Origin of the sequence: Streptomyces sp. NPDC015661 (genome assembly GCF_043077765.1) — a bacterium.
Taxonomy (GTDB): domain Bacteria; phylum Actinomycetota; class Actinomycetes; order Streptomycetales; family Streptomycetaceae; genus Streptomyces.
On record NZ_JBIBST010000001.1, the window covers coordinates 217373 to 236811 of the forward strand.

Consider the following 19439-nt stretch of genomic DNA (forward strand, 5'->3'; position numbering starts at 1 on the left):
CAGTCCGTCACTTCTTCAGGGCGGCCATGAGGGCCAGCATGTCCTCGGTCATCGGGACGTCGATCCCGGACAGGTCGATCTCCTCGCCCTTCCCGAGCGGTTTCCCCTGCGCGTCCGTCGAGTACTGCCGGTAGATGTTCAGCTCGATCACGGCCTGCCCGTCGAGGATCCTCAGCTCCCCGCCCTCGCCGCCGCGGTCGTCGAAGAAGGCCTGTTCCCCGAGACCGCCGATCGGCGTGCTGAGCTCGTAGTACTTCGCCCGCGCCGCGAACTCGGGCCCCGGGTCGGTCACCTTGTGCAGGGTGTACGTCACGGAGGCGCTGTACCCGGCGTCCGGATCCCCGTAGGTCATCGAGCAGGACGTCTCGTACACGGCGGGGTCGTCCATCTCGGGCCCGGGGCCGTCCTCGCTGCGCTTGCCGAGGATCCCGCCGAGCGCCTTCAGCTTCGCCACCCGGCAGATGTCCGCCTTCGAGGTGTAGCCGCCGAAGTCCGGGCCCGCTTCCTCCTTCTGCCCGTACGCGTACAGTCCCGCGCCCCAGACCGCCGAGGCGAGCACCGCGCCGCCCAGCGCCCAAAGCCAGGGGCGGCGGGCCCGGGGCGGGCGCGGCGGCGGGGTCTCGGTGAGCAGCTCCGGGGCGTCGAACTCCTCGCCGCCCGTCAGCTCCGGCTCGGATATCACACGCGTTCCCCGTCGACGGCGCCCGGTGCCGGGACCGGTGCGACGGCGAAGGCCGTGGCCCCGCGCGGCTCCGGGGTGCTGCGGAGGGCCTGTTCGGTGCTGTACGCGCGCAGGTAGCCGACGACCGTGTTGAGGACGGCGACCAGCGGAACGGCGACGACGGCGCCGCCGATTCCCGCGGTGAGGCCGCCGGCGGCGACGGCGAGGACGACGGCGAGGGGGTGGACGCGGACGGCCCGGCCCAGGATGAACGGCTGGAGGACGTGGCCTTCGATCTGCTGCACGGCGAGGACGACGACGAGCACCATGAGGGCGGTGAACACGCCGTTGGTGACGAGGGCGACGACGCAGGCGAGGGCTCCGGAGATGACCGCGCCGACCAGCGGGATGAAGGCGAAGAGGAAGATGAAGACGGCCAGCGGCACCGCCATCGGCACGTCGAGGAACCAGAGTCCGAGGCCGATGAAGACGGCGTCGATGAGGGCGACGAGGACGGTGCCGCGCACATAGGCGGTGAGGGTGCGCCAGGCGCGCGGTCCGGCGCCGGCGACGCCGGGCCGGGCCTGGGCGGGCACCAGCTTGAGCGTCCACTCCCAGACCTTCTTCCCGTCGTAGAGCAGGAAGAGGGTGCAGAACATGGCCAGCAGGATGCCGGTCATGGCTTCCACGATGACGGTGACGCCCTGGAGTCCGGCGGAGGTGATCTGCTCGGCGTTGGCGCCGATGGCCTCGCTGAGGTTCTTGGCGATGTCGTTGATCTGCTGCTCGGTGACGTGGAACGGGCTGTCGAGCAGCCAGTGCTTGAGTTCCTCGATGCCGTCCTTGACGCGGTCGGACAGGTTGTCGATGTTGTCCATGACCTGCCAGACCACGAACCAGCCGACGAGGCCCATGACGACGAAGCCGGAGACGGCGGTGACGGCGGTGGCGAGTCCGCGGGGCAGGCCCTTGCGGCGCAGCATGGCCACGGTGGGCTGGAGCAGGGCGGTGACGAGGAGCGCGGCGACGAAGGCGAGGACGACCAGCTGCACGGAGCTGATCACCTTCATCAGCACCCAGACCGTGCCCGCGAGGACGAGCAGCCGCCAGCCCGCCTCGGCGGCCACGCGCATGCCCCAGGGGATGGCGGCGACGGGGTCGGGGCGGGCAGCGACGGCCGGTGCGTATGAGGGGGGTGCGGGCACGGAGCGGCCCGGCTCGGCGGGGGCGGCCTCGGTCGCCGCGGTCCCGGTGTCCGGGAGGGGTGCGGCGGTGTCCGGGTCGACGTCCGGCCGTGCGGGGGCGGCCGCGCGCGGTGCGTCCTGCGGGACCTCGCGAACAGCCTCGTAGGGCGGACCGAGCGGGTCTTCCCGCTCCGCCTCCGCCCGGGCCTCGTCGAGTCGTTCTCCCATGCGGCTCAGGCTCTCGCCCAGCCGGCCGAGCCAGCCTGGCACTCCGGACATCTCTTTCCTCTTCCCCCGCTCACTCTTCCTCGCGAACCTACACGCAAGAAGCCCCTCACCGTAGGACGGCGAGGGGCTCTCGGAGGTTGAGCGCGCGGTACTAGTACCAGCGGTTGGCCTGCCAGAAGGACCAGGCACCGCACGGGCTGCCGTAGCGGCTGTCCATGTAGTTGAGGCCCCACTTGATCTGGGTGGCCGGGTTGGTCTGCCAGTCGGCGCCGGCGGAGGCCATCTTGTAGCCGGGCAGCGCCTGCACGAGACCGTAGGCACCCGAGGACGGGTTGGTCGCGCGGTAGTTCCAGCCGGACTCGTGGTCCACGATGTTGCTGAAGCACGAGAACTGGTCGGACGGCATCATCTGCCGGGCCATCGCCTTGACCTCGGCGATGCTGTACGAGCCCTGGGTGGCGAAGGACGTGGCGCTGCGGATGGAGGAACGGTTGGCGCGCTCCTCGGCCTCCTTGCGCTCCTTCTCCGCCTTGGCCTCGGCGGCCGCCTTGTCGGCGGCCTCCTTCTTCGCCTCGGCGTCCTTGGCGGCGCGGATGCGGGCGGACTCCTCCGCGGACTTCTTGGCGGCGGCGTCGGCGGCGGCAGCCTGGACGTCGGCCTGCTCCGAGAGGGACGAGACCTGCACCTGGGCCTGCTCGCCCGCGGGAATGTCCGCGAGCAGCGTGGTGCCGGCCGCGGTGGCCTCGAAGTTGTCGTCCGAAGGCTGCGCGGCGTTGCCCGTGGCAACACCGGCGATGGCGCCGACAGTGGTGACCGCAGTGGCCGAAGCCACCGCGAATCCCCGGACCGAGATCCGGCTCACACGGTTTCCTTCCAGCACGCCCGCACAGGTGACCACGCGGGCGAAATCTTGCCCCTGGCACTGGTCTCCGACGTACGGGGTCACAGAAGACACGGGCCCGTGGTGCTGTGGGCGGCATACGGCTACGGCTGTGGAGTTGTGTGGTGCGGTGCGCACCCCTGAGGGTGCACGTGTGCCGTATGCGGGGCCTGACGGAAGCAAGACTCTGCCGGACGGCGAGGCCGCAAGGCAATTCCGTGTTGCGTGTGAAAGCTCACACCTCAGTGGACGCAGGTGTTTTGACGGATCCACGGGACAGCGGGGCGCCGCCCGGCTAAGCTCCTGGGCTTTGCCGGGCGGCGCCAACTGCCTTACCCGCACAGACGGGTACGAATCGGTCAGAGCTGATTGTCCTCCAGCATCTCCGTCACGAGCGCGGCGATCTGCGAACGCTCGGAGCGGGTGAGGGTGACGTGGGCGAAGAGCGGATGCCCCTTCAGTTTCTCGACCACGGCGACGACTCCGTCGTACCGGCCGACCCGGAGGTTGTCGCGCTGGGCGACGTCATGGGTCAGGACGACCCGCGAATTCGCCCCGATACGGGACAGAACGGTCAACAGGACGTTCCGCTCCAGGGACTGGGCCTCGTCCACGATGACGAAGGCGTCGTGGAGCGAGCGGCCCCGGATGTGGGTGAGCGGCAGGACCTCCAGCATCCCGCGGCCGAGCACCTCCTCGATGACCTCCCGGCCCGCGACCGAGGACAGCGTGTCGAAGACGGCCTGGGCCCACGGGCTCATCTTCTCGGACTCGCTGCCCGGCAGGTATCCGAGCTCCTGGCCGCCGACCGCGTACAGCGGACGGAAGACCATCACCTTCTGGTGCTGCCGGCGCTCCAGGACGGCCTCCAGGCCCGCGCAGAGCGCGAGCGCGGACTTGCCGGTGCCGGCCCGGCCGCCCATCGAGATGATGCCGACGTCCGGGTCGAGCAGCAGGTCGAGCGCGATCCGCTGCTCGGCGCTGCGGCCGTGCAGCCCGAAGGCCTCCCGGTCGCCGCGGACGAGCCGTACGTTCCCCTCGGCGGTGACCCGGCCGAGCGCCTTGCCGCGCTCGGACTGGAGCACCAGGCCCGTGTGGACCGGAAGCTCGGCGGCCTCCGGGACGTACAGCGTGTTCTGCTCGTAGAGCAGGTCGACCTGCTCCCCGGAGAGCGCCAGCTCGGACATCCCGGTCCAGCCGTTGGTGTCCGTGATGGCGAGCTCCGCGCGGTACTCCTCGGCGAGGAGCCCGACCGAGGAGGCCTTGATGCGCAGCGGCAGGTCTTTGGAGACGACCGTGACGTCGTACCCCTCCGCCTGGAGGTTGCGCGCGACCGCGAGGATCCGTGAGTCGTTGTCCCCCAACCTGTAGCCGGCGGGCAGGACGCCGGGGTCGGAATGGTTGAGTTCGACACGCAGGGTGCCACCCAGGTCCCCGATGGGGAGCGGGGCGTCCAGGCGTCCGTACCGGACCCGGAAGTCGTCCAGCAGGCGCAGCGCCTGCCGGGCGAAGTACCCGAGTTCGGGGTGGTGCCGCTTGGCCTCCAGCTCCGTCACGACGACGATCGGGAGCACCACCTCGTGCTCCTCGAAGCGCGAGACGGCGTTGGGGTCGGCCAGCAGGACGCTGGTGTCGAGAACATAGGTGCGCCGGTCGGAAAGGCGGCGCTTCGTGCTGGTCACCACGGAAGGACAGACCCCCTCGGAAGACCCCTGTGAGGTCGGGGTGCGACGGAACCGGTGTCGCTGCGGAATGGGACCGGGCTCAGGCCGCCATGCGCGGGCCGAACCACGGCCCTCCGCTTCTCCCGTACGTGTCCCGCACGGTCGTCCTGGTGCAAGGGGCCTCCCGGGTGGCGGTCTCCGTGCCGCTCACTTCACTGGGGATATGCCCTCGAACACGCCTTGCCATGCCATGGCATATGACGACGTGTTCATGAACACGAGGTGATCGATTCCGACCGGGAATGTCCGGTTGAGGTGTCCGTGGAGGGTCAGGCGCCGTAGCGCCGGTGCCGGGCCGCGTAGTCCCGCAGCGCCCGCAGGAAGTCGACCTTCCGGAAGGCCGGCCAGTGGACCTCGCAGAAGTAGTACTCGGAATGGGCGCTCTGCCACAGCATGAACCCGGAGAGCCGCTGCTCGCCGCTGGTACGGATCACCAGGTCCGGGTCGGGCTGGCCACGCGTGTACAGGTGCTCCGAGATGTGCTCGACGTCGACGATCTCGGCGAGCTCCTCGAAGCTCGTCCCCCGCTCCGCGTGCTCCAGGAGGAGCGAGCGCACCGCGTCCGCGATCTCCTGCCGTCCGCCGTAGCCCACGGCGACGTTCACGAGTATCCCGGTGTTGCCGTGGGTGGCCTGCTCGGCCTCCTTCAGCACGGTCTGCGTACGGGCGGGCAGCAGGTCCATCGTGCCGACGTGGTGGACCCGCCAGCGGCCGTCGGCGGCCAGCGCGCGCACCGCGTTCTCGATGATGCCGAGCAGCGGGACGAGCTGCTCCTCCGGGCGGTTCAGGTTGTCCGTGGAGAGCATCCAGAGCGTCACGACCTCGACGTCCGTCTCGGCGCACCAGCCGAGCAGCTCCTGGATCTTGTCCGCGCCGGCCTTGTGTCCCTGCTCGGGGGTCCCGCCGGACGCCTTGGCCCAGCGACGGTTCCCGTCGAGGATGACGCCGATGTGCTTGGGCACCTGGGTGTGGTCGAGGCGGCCTTCCACCCGGCGTGCGTAGAGCCCGTACACCAGGTCGCGCAGGTTCACTGTTCTTTACCCCTCCATGCAGTGTCGGCCCCCGAAGCCGCCACACTACTGCGGACGGGTAACGAGCTCCCAGCCCGGGACTGTCACAAGTCCGTGATAAGCAGAGATACGTGACTGATTCCCCCCTCTACCGCGCCTCCGCGGACCGCTACGACTCCATGGAGTACCGGCGCACGGGCCGCAGCGGCCTCAAGCTCCCGGCGATCTCCCTCGGCCTCTGGCACAACTTCGGCGACGACAAGGCCCTGGACAACCAGCGCGCGATCCTGCGCCGCGCCTTCGACCTCGGCGTCACCCACTTCGACCTGGCGAACAACTACGGGCCGCCGCCCGGCTCCGCCGAGCTGAACTTCGGCAAGATCTTCGCCCAGGACTTCGCGCCCTACCGGGACGAGCTGATCGTCTCGACGAAGGCCGGCTACCTGATGCACCCCGGGCCGTACGGCGAGTGGGGCTCCCGCAAGTACCTGCTGTCCTCGCTCGACGCCTCCCTGGACCGGATGGGCCTCGACTACGTCGACATCTTCTACTCGCACCGCTTCGACCCGCACACCCCGCTGGAGGAGACGATGGGGGCCCTGGCCTCCGCCGTCCAGCAGGGCAAGGCGCTGTACGTCGGCGTCTCCTCGTACAACAGCGAGCAGACCGCCGAGGCCGCCCGGATCCTCCAGGACATGGGCATCCGGCCGCTCATCCACCAGCCCTCGTACTCCATGATCAACCGGTGGACCGAGGAGGACGCCCTCCTCGACACCCTGGAGGCGGCCGGCATGGGCTGCATCTCCTTCGTGCCGCTCGCGCAGGGGCTGCTCACCAACAAGTACCTGAAGGGCATCCCGGAGGGCTCGCGGGCCACCCAGGGCAAGTCCCTCGACCCGAACCTGCTCTCCGACGAGGTGCTGCGGCGACTGCGCGGCCTCGCGGACATCGCCGAGCGCCGCGGGCAGTCCCTCGCCCAGCTGGCGCTGTCGTGGGTGCTGCGGGACGAGCGGATGACCTCGGCGCTGATCGGCGCGTCCAGCGTCGCCCAGCTGGAGGAGAACGTGGCGGCCCTGCACGGGGCGCCGCTGTCGGAGGAGGAGCTGAAGGAGATCGACTCCTTCGCCATCGACACCGAGGGCACGAACATCTGGGCCGGCCGGGGCTGACGGCCCCGGTGGGGAACCGGAGCAAGAAAAACGGGCCGGTCCGTGGGGGGGATACGGACCGGCCCGAGGGGGGGGTTTCCACCATAACCCTTCGTTAGTCGTGTTGCGCGCCACGTGCGCCGAACGAACCGTGCCCGATGGGCCGGATCCCAGGCGCCACAAGGGCTCCGGGGCCCCGTGGCGGGTTTGCGCCCCGGCGTGGCGGCGGGGTTCCGTCCCTCCGAAGAGGGACCGCCCCGCAAGGGCGCGGCGTTGACGCGAGGGGCCGCGGAGGACTGCCTTCCGGCAGGTCAGGCGTCCGCCCGCCGGTGCAGCAGGGTGATGCCGTCACGGCGGGCGACGACCTCGTAGCCGTACGTCCGGGTCGCGGCCTCCAGCTCGGCCCGCTGCCGCTCCAGGGGGTAGGGCCAGTGGCCCGAGGGATGGGGCCAGGCCTCGGGCGCCCGCTCGTCGTGGACGATCCACGCGGCGGTCGGCGCCGGGATGCGCGGGACGTCGCGGCGGTAGAGCTCGCCGCCCACCGGGAACGTCGGGAACAGGACGACCGTGCAGCGCGCGGTCAGCTGCGGCGCGAGCCGGTTCGAGGCCGCGACGGTGGCGCCGTCCGGGATGCGGGCGAGCAGCGCGCGGGCCGCCGCCACGTGCGGCGTGGTGTGCCAGGTGGCCCGCTGGGCGAGCTGGGCGAGGGGGAAGGACGGGAGCAGGACGACCGTCACGACGAGCACCGTCGCGAGGACGGCCCGCAGCTCACGCCGGTCGGGGGCCCGCCTGCCGAGCACGTCGACGAGGCCGGCGAGGACGACGGGCATGAGGATCGCGCTGTAGTGGAAGGCCGTGCCCCAGTGGAAGCCGTTCTCGGAGAGCAGCCGCCAGCCGAGCGTGGGGACGGCGATCAGCGCGAGCGGTGAGCGGAGCGCGAGCAGCGCGGACGGGGCGAAGACCAGGATCAGGGTGACCGCCTTGACCTCGGGGCGCAGCAGGTCGAGCGGGGCCTGGGCGAGGGTGGCGAGCAGGGAGCCCTGACCGTCGGCGAGGTTGCCGCCGTGGGCGTAGCCGCCCGGGTTGAAGGCCGGCAGCAGGACCTCGACCTCCAGGAGCGAGCCGAGGACACCGGTGGCGACGGTGACGAGCCCCAGACCGCGAGGCCCCTTGAGGGCGATGTACGCGCCGACGGCCGCGAGCGTGAACCCCAGGTCCTCCTTGACGAGCAGCAGCGGCGCCGCCCAGGCGACGGCCGGACGCCAGCGGCGCCGGGCGAGCGCTTCGAGGGAGAAGGAGAGCAGCGGGACGGCGAGCGCGACCTCGTGGAAGTCGAAGGCGGCGGCGGAGGCGACGCCCCAGCTCAGCCCGTACCCGGCGGCGACGGTGTGCGCGGCCGCGGGCCCGAGGACGGCACCGGCGCGGCGGGCGAGGGGGACGACGGCGAGGGCGAGCAGCGCGGACTGGGCGAGGAGCAGGCAGAGCGGGGAGGGCCAGAGCCGGTAGAGGGGGGCGAGGACGGCGAGCAGCGGGTGGAAGTGGTCGCCGAGGAGGTGGAAGCCCTCGCCGCGCAAGGGGGCGACGGGCGCCCGGAGTTCGGCGTAGGCGCGGACGGCCTGCTCGAAGATGCCGAGGTCGTAGCCGGTGGTGCGCAGGAGCTGGTGGCGGCGCACGGCGACGGCCGAGTAGAGGAGGAAGAGCCCGGCGGCCCAGCCCCAGGGAACGGGAGCGGGGCGGCGGTACCAGGGCACGGGGCGCGCGGGCACCCTGGCTCGTAGGGGCGGTTCGGTCGCAATTGTCCGCATGTGCGGCGATGCTAGGGCCTGCCCTTCGGGTCCGGCCGGATTAGGCAGCGGTGTCTGGCGCGTGCGATCGCAAGGCAGACCCGAAGGGCGGGCCCCGGGGGCGGGCCCTGGGGGCGGGCCCTGGGGGCGGGCCCTGGGGGCGGGCCCTGGGGGCGGGCCCTGGGGGCGGGCCCTGGGGGCGGGCCTTCAGGGGAGGGCGGTGAACGCGCCGAGGAGGAGGCCGAGCAGGCCGCCACCCAGCATGAAGGGGCCGAAGGGGATCGCCGAGGAGCGGTCGGCGCGGCGCAGCAGGACGAGACCGAGGCCGTACACCGCGCCGAGGAGGAAGCCGGCGAAGGCCCCCGCGAAGAGCACGCCCCAGCCGTACCAGCCGAGGGCGGCGCCCAGCGGGACCGCCAGCTTCACGTCGCCGAGGCCGAGCTGGCTCGGGTTGATCCGGAACAGCACCAGATAGGCCCCGCCGAGGACGAGCCCGCCGAGCAACGCGTGGATCCAGGATCCGGCGTCGTACGGGAGGAGTTCGGCACCGCCGAGGAGCAGCGGGACGGCGAGGGCGAGCGGCAGGGTCAGGGCGTCCGGAAGCCGGTACACGCGCGCGTCCACGCAGGCGAGGAGCACGGCGAAGGGCGCGCCGAGCAGCCAGACCGCGAGCTCGGGCCGGGGCCCGCCGGTGGCGGCGGCGAGCGCGGCGCAGGCGAGGGCGGTGAGCAGCGGCGCGAGGAACGGGCTCGCGGTGGTCGCGCAGGCCTGCCGCCCGGGCCCGCCGAGCCAGCCGCGCCCGGGCCCGACGAGGACGTGCCCTGCGGGACAGCGGTCCCGCCACGGCTCCTCCGGCTCGACGGAGAGACGGTACGCGGCCCGGGGCACGAGCAGCCCGACGGCGGCCCCCCACAGGGCGGCGACGGCGATCAGCGTGACGTACACGGACGAGACCCTAGGCGCCCGGGCCGCTACGGTCTGCCGCATGGGGAAATGGGCGGACGGGACGGGGACGTTGACGGTGGCCGCGCGGGAGATCCCGCTGGATGTGGCGGCCTCGTACCGGACACGGCGGCGGGGGCTGCTCGGCCGGGACGGGATCGCGGGGGCGCTGCTCATCGTGCGGACGAACAGCGTGCACACCTTCGGCATGCGGTTCCCGATCGACGTGGCCTATCTGGACGGCTCGTTCACGGTCCGGTCCGTGGTCACGATGCGACCCGGGCGGCTCGGGATGATCCGGCCGAGGGGCCGACACGTCCTGGAGGCGGAGGCGGGAGCGATGGCGGGGTGGGGGGTGAGACCGGGGGTACGCGTGCGCGTGGACCTCACGGGCGGGTCGGGGGCCACGGCGGGCTGAGGGTGGTCGGACGGGTCACGGCGGGCCGAAGCTCTTCGGACGGGTCACGGCGGGCCGAAGCTCTTCGGACAGGTCACGGCGGGCCGAAGCTCTTCGGACAGGTCACGGCGGGCCGAAGCTCTTCGGACAGGTCACGGCGGGCCCGAGCCGAGAAGCGTGAACGCCCCGTACGCGCCGGAGGCGAGGGCGAGCCCGGCGAGGACGGCCACGGCCGTACGGGTGTGCACGCGCGCAAGGGCCACGGCGGGCGGCAGCAGCAGCCCGAACGCCGGCATCATCAGGCGCGGCCGGGAACCGAAGTACGCCGCGCCGACGAGGGAGACGAACACGACGCCGATCGTGTAGACGAGCAGCGGCAGCGGCTGCCGCTGCCGTACGCACAGGGCGATCAGCCAGCCGAGGAGCGCGAGCGCCGCGCACAGTCCGAGGGCGGCCGGCCAGGGCAGCCCCGCGATGAACCGGGCGAGGGCGACACCGCCGTCGATGGAGTTGCCCCAGGCGGCCTGGACGTCGAAGTAGGCGGTGGGGCTCCCCTGCCGGACCCCCACGTAGGCGACGTACGCGAGCCAGCCCAGCGGGGCGATCAGCACGCCGACGACCGTCCGCGCGGGCAGCCGCCGTTCCCGTACGAGGGTGACGAGGGCCGTGATGCCGAGGGCGGCGATCAGCGCGGCGGCCGTCGGCCGGGTGAGCCCGGCGGCCGAGCACAGCACACCGGCGAGGATCCAGCGCCCGCGCAGCACCGCGTACAGCGACCAGGCGGCGAGGGCGGTGAACAGCGTCTCGGTGTAGGCCATCGACTGGACGAACGCGGTGGGGTACACGCCCCAGAGGACGGCGAGGAGGACACCGGCGCGGGGCCCGGCGACGTGGGCGCCGCACTTCGCGATGCCCCAGGCGGCGGCGAGTCCGGCGGTCCAGGAGACGAGGAGCCCGGCGGTGGCGGCGTCGACGGGGAGGACGGCGGAGAGGCCGCGCTCCAGGGCGGGGAGGAGCGGGAAGAAGGCGAGGTCGGAGTGGACGTCACCGTTGGGCAGGGTGACCTGGTACCCGTACCCGTGCTCGGCGATCCGCACGTACCAGACGGAGTCCCAGCGCCCCTTGAGCCGGTGCAGCCCGTCCTTCCCGGTGACGCCGGCCGCGACGGCGAGGACGACGAGCCCGACGAGCCGGGCGGCGGCGTACCCGCCGAGGGCGGCGAGGGTGGTGCGGTCGAAACGGACGGGCCTGGTCAGGGGCATGCGCCCGATTATCCCGGGGCCTCCCGGGGACTCAGCCGAGGGGCCTTATGCGGACGAACTTCGCGGCCATGACGGGACCGAGCTGCTCGACGATGGCGTGCCCGGGCTCCTGGGGCGAGGGCAGGTCGCCGAGGAAGGAGGTGACGATGACCTCGTCGATGCCGAGGACCCCGCGCGCGCTCTGCTCCTCCAGGAAGTCGAGCGTGCGGCGCCAGTCGGCGGCGCTGGGGGCCTCGCCGAGGAAGGAACGGACGGTGTCCTGGACGACGTCCCAGAAGAACACGTGCGGCAGGACACCGCCCTGATGGAAGACATGGGTCTCGTACGCGCCCCGGAACTCCGGGATCCGGGTGACGAGATCACTGACCAACTGCACGCTCGGAGTCGCGTTCGGGTTCGCGCTCGGGGTCACCGTCATCTCCCCAGAATGCTCCTGCCCGAGGCGTACGTCTCGCCGGATTTACGCTTTCCTGGCGACGTCTTTCGCCGGGTTTTCCACAGGGGGTGCGAAGTGTCCCTCTTCCGTGGATCGTTGGGCGTATGTACGAGTTGGCGATCCTCGCCAGGGGCGGGGTCCTCCTGACGGTCTGGGCGGTCGCGGCGGGCTGGCCGCCGGGCCGGCTGGCCGGACGGCTGCGCCGCGACGGCTGGCAGCGGATCTGCCGGGGCGCGTGGGCGGCCCCGGGGAGGGAGGTGGACTGGCGGCTGAGGGCGACGGCCGTCCAGCTGCTGCGCCCGGAACTGGTGTGCAGCCACCGGACGGCGGCGCGACTGCACCGCATCGAGGTACTGGGCGGGCAGCCGCCGTCGGAGCACCTCGACTTCACCGCACCGCCGAGAGCGGGATCGGCGCGCGGCATCGGAATGAGCATCCACACCACGACCACCCTGACGGACGGGGACAGATCCGTCCGTCGGGGTCTACGGACGACGACCCCGACACGAACGGTGGGCGACCTCATACGGGCCTCGGCGACCCGGGAGGAGGCCGTGGTCGTCGCGGACTCCGCGCTCGCGCGGCGGGTGGTCGAGGGGGTACGACGCGAGGCCCTGGTCCGGTACGAGGAACTCACCGCGGAACTCGCCGCACCCCGCCGGGGAGCGGCCCGCGCCCGCGCCTGGCTGCGCCTCGCGGAACCGGCCTCGGGGTCCCCGGCGGAGACGGTGGCCCGGCTGAGGATGGGCGACTCGGGCCTGGTCCCGGAGTGCCAGCCGACCCTCCTCACGGCGGACGGCCGCCCCCTGCGCCCCGACTTCCTCTTCCGCACGGCGGGCCTGGCGGTGGAGGTCGAGGGCTACGCCTTCCACGGCACCCGCCGGGCCCACGAACGGGACGTCGCCCGCTTCAACGCGCTCCAGTCCTGCCGGGAGGTCCGCCGGGTGCTGCGGTTCACGGCACGGGAGGTGTTCCAGCACCCGGAGCGGATGACGGCGACGATCAGGGCGACGCTCGAACTGAGCCTGTCGGGCCGGCCCGAGGCTTGAGAGACCCTCTCGTAGGGATGGGGCCTGGAGAAGTTCCGCGACGAGTCGGGCCGGCTCGTGCACCCTGCCCGGTTCTTGAGGCTTGAGTCTCCCGTAAGGGGAGACGCGAGGGTGGGGGCATGAACGGCGAGAAGCTCTATTCGATCGGTGATCTGGCTCGGCGGACGGGCCTGACGGTGAAGGCCATCCGGTTCTACGCGGACACCGGGATCGTGCCAGCGACCGACCGCACCCCCGCCGGATACCGCCGGTACGGTGCCGATGCCATCGCGCGCCTCGAACTCCTCCGCACACTGCGCGAGTTGGGAATCGATCTGGCCACGATCCGCAAGGTCATCGATCGGGATGTCTCGCTGACGGACGTCGCGGCGACGCACGCCGAGGCACTGGACGTTCAGATCCGCGTCCTGCGGCAGCGCCGCGCAGTGCTGGCGGCGGTGGTCCGGCGCGGCTCGACTCCCCAGGAGATGGACCTCATGCACAAACTGGCACGTCTGTCGGAAGCCGAGAGGAACCGTCTGATCGACGACTTCCTCGGTGCCGTGTTCGACGGCTTGCGTGACCACCCCGCATTCGCGGCTGTCACCCGCTCGCTGACACCCGAGCTGCCCGACGACCCCGAGCCCGAGCAGATCGAGGCGTGGGTGGAGCTGGCCGAGCTGTCCCAGGACCGGGCCTTCCGCACCACGCTGCACGGCATGGCCCAGGATCTGGCGGTCGATCGGGCCCCTGACGACGCCACGGGCCTGCCCCGGATCCTCGCCGAGGCCGTCCGGGCCCTGGTGACACCGGCGCTCGAGGCCGGTATCGCGCCCGACTCGGCCGAAGCGGAGCCGATCATCACCGGACTCGCGGCCCATTACGCCCGCATCCTCGGCTGCTCGGCCCCACACGACACCCCCGCCCTCTACGGGCGCCTCGCTGCCCGGCTCGCGCAGATGAACGACCCACGTCGCGACCGGTACCTGTCCTTGCTGGCCGTCATCAACGGCTGGCCGGCGCCCGGGAACCTGGCGCCCGTGCTCAGCTGGTCCGCCGAAGCACTCCGTACCCGGATACCGCAGCAGTGAGCCCCTCACGCATCGCGCCCGACGCATCAACAACAGGCCGACCCTCCCCGTACCGGTTCTTCGCCGACTACCGGACCTTGATGTGCGTGCCCGGCTTCTGGCGGATGGCCACCATCGGCATGACGTCGAAACTGGGCGCGAGCATGACGGGCCTGAGTCTGCTGCTCCTGGTCAGCAGCTCCTCCTCGTACGGGACCGCCGGACTGGCGGTGAGCTGCTCCACCCTCGGCCAGGGCCTGACCGCGCCGTTGCGCGGGCGGCTCATCGACCGCCATCCGGCCCGCCCGGTCCTGCTGAGCTGTCTTGCCGCCCAGCTCGCCGCCACCATCGCCGTCATCACGGCGGTGCGGCGCGGCGCCGACGCCACGCTCATCTGCACGCTGTCCGCAGCCGTTGGCGCGAGTGCTCCTCCCGTCGCGGTCATGATGCGATCCGTCTGGCACAGCGTCACCACCAGGACGACCCTGAACACGGCGATGGCGCTCGACGCGTCCATGATGGGTGCCGCGCTGATCGTCGGACCGGTGCTCGCCGGCTGGCTCAGCCTGTCGCTCTCACCGATCCTGCCGTTTGCGGCCATCACGACGATGACGGTCACGACCGTCGTGCTGGTGACGGGTCGTTCCTCCAACGTCCACGCGCCTCCGGCCAGGACGGGGCACTGGCTGGGGCCGCTCGCCTCGCCGCTCCTGCGCCGCCTGCTGGCTTCCGACGCCCTGTTCGTCACGGGGGTGACGGCCGTGGACGTGGTGCTGCCGATCTACGCGCGCCAGGAGCAGGCGACCGAGCTGACCGGCCTGTATCTGGGCAGTCTTGCGGTCGGCAGCTTTGTGGGGAGCTTCGCTCTCGGTACGACCACGCAGCGGCTGCGGCGGCGACTCACCCTGCCGGTCCTGCTCGGACTGTTCGCCCTCGGATGTGCCGCTCTGGCTGGGGCCGCACGACTCTCCCCCATGGCGGTCCTCATGGTGTGCCCGGTCGCCGGCCTTGTCATCGGGTCCGTCTTTGCCCTCCTGCGCACCACCGGAGGTGACCTGGCCCCGGCTGGGCAGGTCACCGAAACCATGTCCTGGCTCAGTACGCTCGACATGGCCGGTGGTGCGGCAGGGGCAGCCGTGTTCGCGCACCTCGCCGACGCGAAGGGAAGCCCGACGGCACTCGTGCTCGTCCCCGTGCTGGTCGCGACAGCTGCGGTAGCCGGCCGGCGGCTCCAGACCCGGCAAGGCCGTTGAGGTCCCTGCCGCTGCCCGCCGGAATGACCGCAACACGCCGCTCCGCCCACCCCTTGCGACGGCCTCGCCCGGCTAGCCGGACGTGGTGCGGGGGAAGGAGATCTCGACGCGCCGGTTCTTCTTGCGGCCCTCCTCGGTGCGGTTGTCGGCGATCGGGTAGTCCTCGCTGTACCCGCGGATGTCGAAGCTCGTCCCCGGGTCGAGGGCCCGCGCGAGCACCTGCTGCACGGCCACGGCCCGCTCCTTGGACAGCTTGAGCCCGTGCTCGTACGTCCCCAGGTTGTCGGTGAACCCGAAGACCCGGACGCGGCCGGAGCCCATCTTGTTGATCTCGGCGGCGATGGCGGCGATACGGGAGGTGGCGTCGGGCGAGAGCTTGGCACTGTTCTTGGGGAACAGCACCTCGGCCTGCAGCGCGAACGTCACGTCCACGTTGGTGTCCTGCCGGCGCTGCTGCCCGCCGTCCTCTTCGACGATCTGCTTGATGTCGAGGACCTTGGCGGGGGCGAGGGTGGCGCCGTCGGGGAGCATCAGGCCGGGCGAGGTCGGATCGATGACGGGAGCGGGCGAGGAGGTACCGGCGGGCCCGGGCCCGTCGTCGGCGTACGCGGCCGGCCCGGCGAACGGCCCCAGGACCACGCACACGAACAGGACGGAGGCGAGGCGGCGGTTTGTCGTCGTCATGGCGTCGCCTCAGGAGAGCTTGAGGGTGGCGGGTTCGAAGGTGGGGAGCTGGAAGCTGACTTCGGTGGTGTTGGCGGGGGGTGCGGGGAATTGCATGAAGACGTCCACCGCGTCGTCGGCCTTGACGACGCCAAGACCCGTTGTCGTCAGGGGACGCCCGTCCGTGTCCCGAAGCACGTAGTACCTCTTCTTCCCGACGGAATCAACGAGCGTAGCCCCGCCCAAGGACGTGCCGTGCTTGACCACTTCGGTCTCGTCCCCACTCGTCTGAGGCGGCACGGCATGACTGGACTCAGAGGTATTCCGCAGTCGTCCCTTCACTGTCAGGAATCCGCCCGTGTCTCGTTCCACCGAGTTGACGACCAGCTCAAGCCCCTTCTGCCCCTTCAGGACTGCCAACGTCTCGGCGGGCTCCTCAGCCTCTTGCGCCCCCTGGGTGGCGGATGCTCCCTTCTGGGGCGCTGTGCTCGTTACGGCCGGCTTGTTCTCGCTGGGCTTCTCGTCAGCGCCGCAACCGGCCACGAAGAGTGCCCCGGCCGTGATCGCGACGACGACCACCCCGTTGCGGGTCTTCCTTGCGTAGCGCGCGTTCATGAAGCGTGCTTCCTTTACTCGTCGCGGGTCAGTCCGACAGTCGGACTCTGAAGAGGTCTACGGCGTCGGGGAGGCGCGGGCTGTCCGGATCAATCACCCACGGCTCGCCACCGCATACGAGTCCGACCACAGGCACCCCTCCGTCTGGGTCTTCGCCACCCTCGTCGGGGCTCGGCGGCGTCGTCTCCGGTGGGTCCGGAGGGGGTTCCGGCGGGTCGAAAGTGCAACGCGGTTCGAGTACGGCTTCAGCAGACGCCGTAGCTGGATGCGACTCCCGGCCGGTCGTAATGACGGTCACTCTGAAGCCATGGCCCCCGGTGGCAAGGGGCATGCACCCGTCGCCCGTGAGCTTCGCCTCGTTCCGCACCGCGAACTCCGCTGCCCGCCGGCATGCGGAGAACTCGGTGGATGCCTCGCCCTGAAGGAACTCGTCCCATTGCCCAGGATCGAGGATTACCTCGGTCCAGCGCTCTCGCAGCTGCTCCCGAGCATCCTCGGCTGCGGCGAGCGCCGCAGCGTCAGCAGCGGTCTGGGCGCTGTTCCGAGTCAATGCCGCCTGCCCCACCAAAAAGTAGGCAAACCCCAAGAACAAGAGGCCTGCGATCACAGCAACGTAGACCGGAAACGCCTGACCAGAATCGCCAGAACCCCTGGGCGCTATTCGCCCGTCAGCTCGGCAATCTTTTCCGCGATCGCACCCTTGATCGACTGCCCGAGATCCGTGCCGGTGATCGCCACCACGATCGCCACCACCACCACAATGATCCCCAGATACTCCACCGCCGTCTGGCCGCGGTCCCCCCGCAGCAGTCGGCTGGTCGCTCCTACCTTCATCCTGGTCAAAAGCTTCAGCATCGCGTCGTTCATCGTGGTCCCCTCCGCGTTCAGACGCCTGCGCCTGGGCACCGTACGCCGACGGGCGGGTCGGCGGGCAGGGCCCGTTCATCGGGTGGGGCCGAGGCAGCCGGTCGCGGCGATCCGGTCCATCAGCTCCACCCCCCTCACACTCTGTCCGCACTCTGGCACATCGGGTTGCGCACGCGAAGTCGTTTGCCTCGAATATGTCAGCGCGTTCACACGTCATTCGCCGCCCGTGACCGACCCGAAGTCCGTTCCCGTGCCCAGGAACAGGCCCGCCCCGAGGAGGATCATCGTCGCCGGGACCATCAGGGTCGTGATCACCATCGTCGCCTTCGGGACCGCCTTCGCCGCCTTGCGGCGGGCGTTCTGCGCGTCCGTGCGCCGCATGTCGTTCGCGATCTGGATCAGCGTGTCCACGATCGGGGCCCCCAGCTCCTCCCCCTGCTGCAGCGCCGTCACGAACTGGGCCACCTGCTCCGAGTCGTTGCGCCGCCGCAGTTCGTCGAAAGCCTGGCGGCGGCTCACGCCCATGTCCATCTGCCGCAGCGTGATGCGGAGTTCGTCCGCCCACGGCCCCTCGTACTTCTCCGCCACCCTCTCCAGCGCCTGCCGGAAGCCCAGGCCCGCGCTGACCACCACCGCCAGGACGTCCAGGAAGTCCGGCAGCGTGCGTTCGATCTGGTCCTTGCGGATGCGGACCGCCGACCAGATCCCGACCTCCGTCCAGAACGCGCCGAACGCCAGCAGCAGCAGCGCCGTCACGTACGAGCCCTTGCTGAGCATCACCAGCCCGCCGAGCCCGCCCAGGAAGCCGTAGACCGCCCGCCTCGCCCCGTACCGGTCGATCGTCAGGCCCCCGGGGTTGCCCGCCAGGTCGATCCGGCGGCGCACCGCGTTGACGCGCTTCGGGCCCATCAGGCGCAGCACCGCCGGCGACCAGCGCATGCCCAGGCGGTCCACCGCCGAGTCCACCGCTCCCGTGCGGGTCGCACCGACCTCCAGGGCCAGTTTGAGGTCGTCCGGGAGCTTCGCGTCCGCACGGTACAGGCGCAGGCCGTAGGCGATGCCCGCGACTGCCAGGCCTGCCAGGAGCGCTAGGAGGAGGTCCACTTCGGCTGTCCCTACACGTCGATCTTCGAGAAGCGGCGGATGGCGGCGAAACCGATCACGTACAGAGCGAACGCCGCCACCACCGCGAACTGCCCCATGCCCGAGGCCGTCATCCGGTCCAGCGCGCCCGGCTGCATGTTGTCGATCAGCAGGAGCGAGCCGACGCCGATCACCGGGACCGAGTACGCCGTCATGCTCACCTGCGAGAGCTGTGTGCGGACCTCGCGCCGGGTCTCCTTGCGTTCCTCCAGGGTCTCCGTGAGGTTCCGCAGCGAGGAGACGACCGTGCCGCCGGCCCGGTTGGCGAGGACCAGGGTGGTGACCAGGACGACGAGTTCGCGGGAGGGGAGGCGTTCGGCGAGCTCCCCGAGCGCGTCGTCGAGGGAGGTGCCGACCGCCAACTGCTGGGCCACCTTCTCCAGTTCGTCTCCCGCCGGGGCCTCCAGCTCGTCGGCCGCCAGGCTCAGGGCCATGCGGAGGGCAAGGCCCGCCTGGGTGGCGTTGGCCAGGATCCGCGAGAGTTCCGGGAGTTGGTTGATGAACTTCTCGATCCGCTTCTGGCGCTGCCAGTTGAGGAAGCCCATCGCCACCCAGATGCCGAGGAGTCCGCAGATCGGACCGAAGAACGGCGACAGCGCCGCCTGCCCCACCACCCACAGCACCGCCACGGTCCCCGCCAGGGCCACCGTGAACTCGCCCGGCGTGATGTCGAGGCCGGTCGCCGCGATCCGCAGCTCCAGCTTCCGCCCGAGCGCCGTCTTCCGTACGCGCCGGTCCACGCCCCGGAACCGGCGCCTGCGGCGGCCGGCCACGGTCTCCGGTTCGCCGCTCTCGTCCAGGCGGGCCACGAGGGCCGCGTGACGGCGGGCCCCGCTCGCGTACAACTGGACGCCGACGACGCCCAGTACGCACGCGACCAGTGCCACACCGACCGTCAGCCAGAAGGGGTCGGTCATCATCGCCGCGCCTCGCGTCGCCGGAGGGGCGTAGGCGCGTGCGTGGCCATCGCCGCAGCTCGCCGGGGCGTAGGCGCGTGCGTGGCCATCGCCGCAGCTCGCCGGGGCGTCGGCTCGTGCGTCGTCATCGCCTCTCCCCGCCGGGGCGTGGGCTCGTGCGTCGTCATCGCCGCTCCCCCGGCCGCCACGTCGGGTCCTCGGCCGTCACGCCGCTCCCAGGTCGCCAC

Annotated in this window: 20 protein-coding genes; 5 read left to right on the forward strand and 15 right to left on the reverse strand. The window is 71.4% G+C overall.

The genetic code is table 11. From position 1 onward, the window contains the following. Positions 1-7 precede the first annotated feature (7 nt). The 5 genes from ACF07V_RS01005 to ACF07V_RS01025 all read right to left on the reverse strand — a co-directional run bounded on the left by ACF07V_RS01005 (position 8) and on the right by ACF07V_RS01025 (position 5708). Entirely contained in the window at positions 8-682 is a 675-nt protein-coding gene (locus ACF07V_RS01005; protein WP_392150778.1) for a hypothetical protein, read from the reverse strand. Next, a complete protein-coding gene (locus ACF07V_RS01010) occupies positions 679-2124 on the reverse strand; it encodes an AI-2E family transporter (RefSeq protein ID WP_392150779.1) in 1446 nt (481 codons plus the stop codon). The genes ACF07V_RS01005 and ACF07V_RS01010 overlap by 4 nt, the downstream gene beginning before the upstream one ends. A 100-nt stretch (positions 2125-2224) precedes the next feature. Then, positions 2225-2935, reverse strand: coding sequence for a transglycosylase SLT domain-containing protein (locus ACF07V_RS01015; protein ID WP_392150780.1), 711 nt, complete (start codon positions 2933-2935; stop codon positions 2225-2227). Between the two features lie 377 nt (positions 2936-3312). Beyond that, positions 3313-4638 carry a PhoH family protein gene (locus ACF07V_RS01020; protein ID WP_392150781.1) on the reverse strand — a complete coding sequence of 442 codons (1326 nt, stop codon included), beginning with the start codon at positions 4636-4638 and terminating at the stop codon, positions 3313-3315. A gap of 308 nt (positions 4639-4946) precedes the next feature. Beyond that, the gene (locus ACF07V_RS01025; protein ID WP_392150782.1) at positions 4947-5708 is read right to left on the reverse strand and encodes an isoprenyl transferase; all 762 of its coding nucleotides are present in this window, start codon (positions 5706-5708) and stop codon (positions 4947-4949) included. A 110-nt stretch (positions 5709-5818) separates the two neighbouring features. Between ACF07V_RS01025 and mgrA the strand changes: the two genes are divergently transcribed. Next, entirely contained in the window at positions 5819-6856 is a 1038-nt protein-coding gene (gene mgrA / locus ACF07V_RS01030; RefSeq protein WP_392150783.1) for an L-glyceraldehyde 3-phosphate reductase, read from the forward strand. Between the two features lie 290 nt (positions 6857-7146). Here the strand turns inward: mgrA and ACF07V_RS01035 are convergent, their stop codons facing one another. Both ACF07V_RS01035 and ACF07V_RS01040 read right to left on the reverse strand, forming a co-directional pair. Beyond that, on the reverse strand, positions 7147-8640 hold the full coding sequence (locus tag ACF07V_RS01035; RefSeq protein WP_392150784.1) for a DUF2079 domain-containing protein: 1494 nt from the start codon (positions 8638-8640) through the stop codon (positions 7147-7149). Between the two features lie 186 nt (positions 8641-8826). Further along, complete coding sequence (locus tag ACF07V_RS01040; RefSeq protein WP_392150785.1) at positions 8827-9564, reverse strand: prepilin peptidase; 738 nt, start codon at positions 9562-9564, stop codon at positions 8827-8829. A gap of 40 nt (positions 9565-9604) precedes the next feature. Here ACF07V_RS01040 and ACF07V_RS01045 point away from each other — a divergent pair, with 40 nt between their 5' ends. Next, positions 9605-9979 carry a DUF192 domain-containing protein gene (locus ACF07V_RS01045; protein ID WP_392150786.1) on the forward strand — a complete coding sequence of 125 codons (375 nt, stop codon included), beginning with the start codon at positions 9605-9607 and terminating at the stop codon, positions 9977-9979. Between the two features lie 131 nt (positions 9980-10110). Here ACF07V_RS01045 and ACF07V_RS01050 read toward each other — a convergent pair whose 3' ends face one another. Then, complete coding sequence (locus ACF07V_RS01050) at positions 10111-11220, reverse strand: hypothetical protein (protein ID WP_392150787.1); 1110 nt, start codon at positions 11218-11220, stop codon at positions 10111-10113. Positions 11221-11251: 31 nt separating this feature from the next. After that, positions 11252-11638, reverse strand: a complete 387-nt coding sequence (locus tag ACF07V_RS01055) for a hypothetical protein (RefSeq protein ID WP_392150788.1) — start codon at positions 11636-11638, stop codon at positions 11252-11254. Positions 11639-11760: 122 nt separating this feature from the next. Between ACF07V_RS01055 and ACF07V_RS01060 the strand changes: the two genes are divergently transcribed. From ACF07V_RS01060 to ACF07V_RS01070, 3 genes are all read left to right on the forward strand, one after another. Then, on the forward strand, positions 11761-12705 hold the full coding sequence (locus ACF07V_RS01060; RefSeq protein WP_392150789.1) for a hypothetical protein: 945 nt from the start codon (positions 11761-11763) through the stop codon (positions 12703-12705). Between the two features lie 119 nt (positions 12706-12824). Beyond that, complete coding sequence (locus ACF07V_RS01065) at positions 12825-13775, forward strand: MerR family transcriptional regulator (RefSeq protein WP_392150790.1); 951 nt, start codon at positions 12825-12827, stop codon at positions 13773-13775. Then, positions 13772-15007: an MFS transporter gene (locus ACF07V_RS01070; RefSeq protein ID WP_392150791.1), complete on the forward strand. Its 1236-nt coding sequence runs from the start codon at positions 13772-13774 to the stop codon at positions 15005-15007. Before ACF07V_RS01065 ends, ACF07V_RS01070 begins: the two co-directional genes overlap by 4 nt. A gap of 72 nt (positions 15008-15079) precedes the next feature. On the opposite strand, the gene ACF07V_RS01075 is transcribed toward ACF07V_RS01070, so the two are convergent. The 6 genes from ACF07V_RS01075 to ACF07V_RS01100 all read right to left on the reverse strand — a co-directional run bounded on the left by ACF07V_RS01075 (position 15080) and on the right by ACF07V_RS01100 (position 19215). Further along, complete coding sequence (locus ACF07V_RS01075; protein ID WP_392150792.1) at positions 15080-15691, reverse strand: OmpA family protein; 612 nt, start codon at positions 15689-15691, stop codon at positions 15080-15082. A 9-nt stretch (positions 15692-15700) separates the two neighbouring features. After that, positions 15701-16285 (reverse strand): hypothetical protein, encoded by a 585-nt coding sequence (locus tag ACF07V_RS01080; RefSeq protein WP_392150793.1) that lies wholly within the window; start codon positions 16283-16285, stop codon positions 15701-15703. A gap of 28 nt (positions 16286-16313) precedes the next feature. Beyond that, positions 16314-16946 carry a pilus assembly protein TadG-related protein gene (locus tag ACF07V_RS01085; protein WP_392151350.1) on the reverse strand — a complete coding sequence of 211 codons (633 nt, stop codon included), beginning with the start codon at positions 16944-16946 and terminating at the stop codon, positions 16314-16316. Next, the gene (locus ACF07V_RS01090; protein WP_392150794.1) at positions 16943-17152 is read right to left on the reverse strand and encodes a Flp family type IVb pilin; all 210 of its coding nucleotides are present in this window, start codon (positions 17150-17152) and stop codon (positions 16943-16945) included. The genes ACF07V_RS01085 and ACF07V_RS01090 overlap by 4 nt, the downstream gene beginning before the upstream one ends. A gap of 213 nt (positions 17153-17365) precedes the next feature. Continuing rightward, positions 17366-18256 carry a DUF5936 domain-containing protein gene (locus ACF07V_RS01095; protein WP_392150795.1) on the reverse strand — a complete coding sequence of 297 codons (891 nt, stop codon included), beginning with the start codon at positions 18254-18256 and terminating at the stop codon, positions 17366-17368. Between the two features lie 11 nt (positions 18257-18267). Then, a complete protein-coding gene (locus ACF07V_RS01100; protein ID WP_392150796.1) occupies positions 18268-19215 on the reverse strand; it encodes a type II secretion system F family protein in 948 nt (315 codons plus the stop codon). Positions 19216-19439: the final 224 nt, after the last annotated feature.

Coding starts and splice junctions, on each gene's coding strand:
- ACF07V_RS01010 (WP_392150779.1), bottom strand. CDS start 2,124: ATGTCCGGAGTGCCAGGCTGGCTCGGCCGGCTGGGCGAGAGCCTGAGC.
- ACF07V_RS01035 (WP_392150784.1), bottom strand. CDS start 8,640: ATGCGGACAATTGCGACCGAACCGCCCCTACGAGCCAGGGTGCCCGCG.
- ACF07V_RS01045 (WP_392150786.1), top strand. CDS start 9,605: ATGGGGAAATGGGCGGACGGGACGGGGACGTTGACGGTGGCCGCGCGG.
- ACF07V_RS01050 (WP_392150787.1), bottom strand. CDS start 11,220: ATGCCCCTGACCAGGCCCGTCCGTTTCGACCGCACCACCCTCGCCGCC.
- ACF07V_RS01055 (WP_392150788.1), bottom strand. CDS start 11,638: ATGACGGTGACCCCGAGCGCGAACCCGAACGCGACTCCGAGCGTGCAG.
- ACF07V_RS01060 (WP_392150789.1), top strand. CDS start 11,761: ATGTACGAGTTGGCGATCCTCGCCAGGGGCGGGGTCCTCCTGACGGTC.
- ACF07V_RS01065 (WP_392150790.1), top strand. CDS start 12,825: ATGAACGGCGAGAAGCTCTATTCGATCGGTGATCTGGCTCGGCGGACG.
- ACF07V_RS01075 (WP_392150792.1), bottom strand. CDS start 15,691: ATGACGACGACAAACCGCCGCCTCGCCTCCGTCCTGTTCGTGTGCGTG.
- ACF07V_RS01080 (WP_392150793.1), bottom strand. CDS start 16,285: ATGAACGCGCGCTACGCAAGGAAGACCCGCAACGGGGTGGTCGTCGTC.
- ACF07V_RS01090 (WP_392150794.1), bottom strand. CDS start 17,152: ATGAACGACGCGATGCTGAAGCTTTTGACCAGGATGAAGGTAGGAGCG.
- ACF07V_RS01100 (WP_392150796.1), bottom strand. CDS start 19,215: ATGATGACCGACCCCTTCTGGCTGACGGTCGGTGTGGCACTGGTCGCG.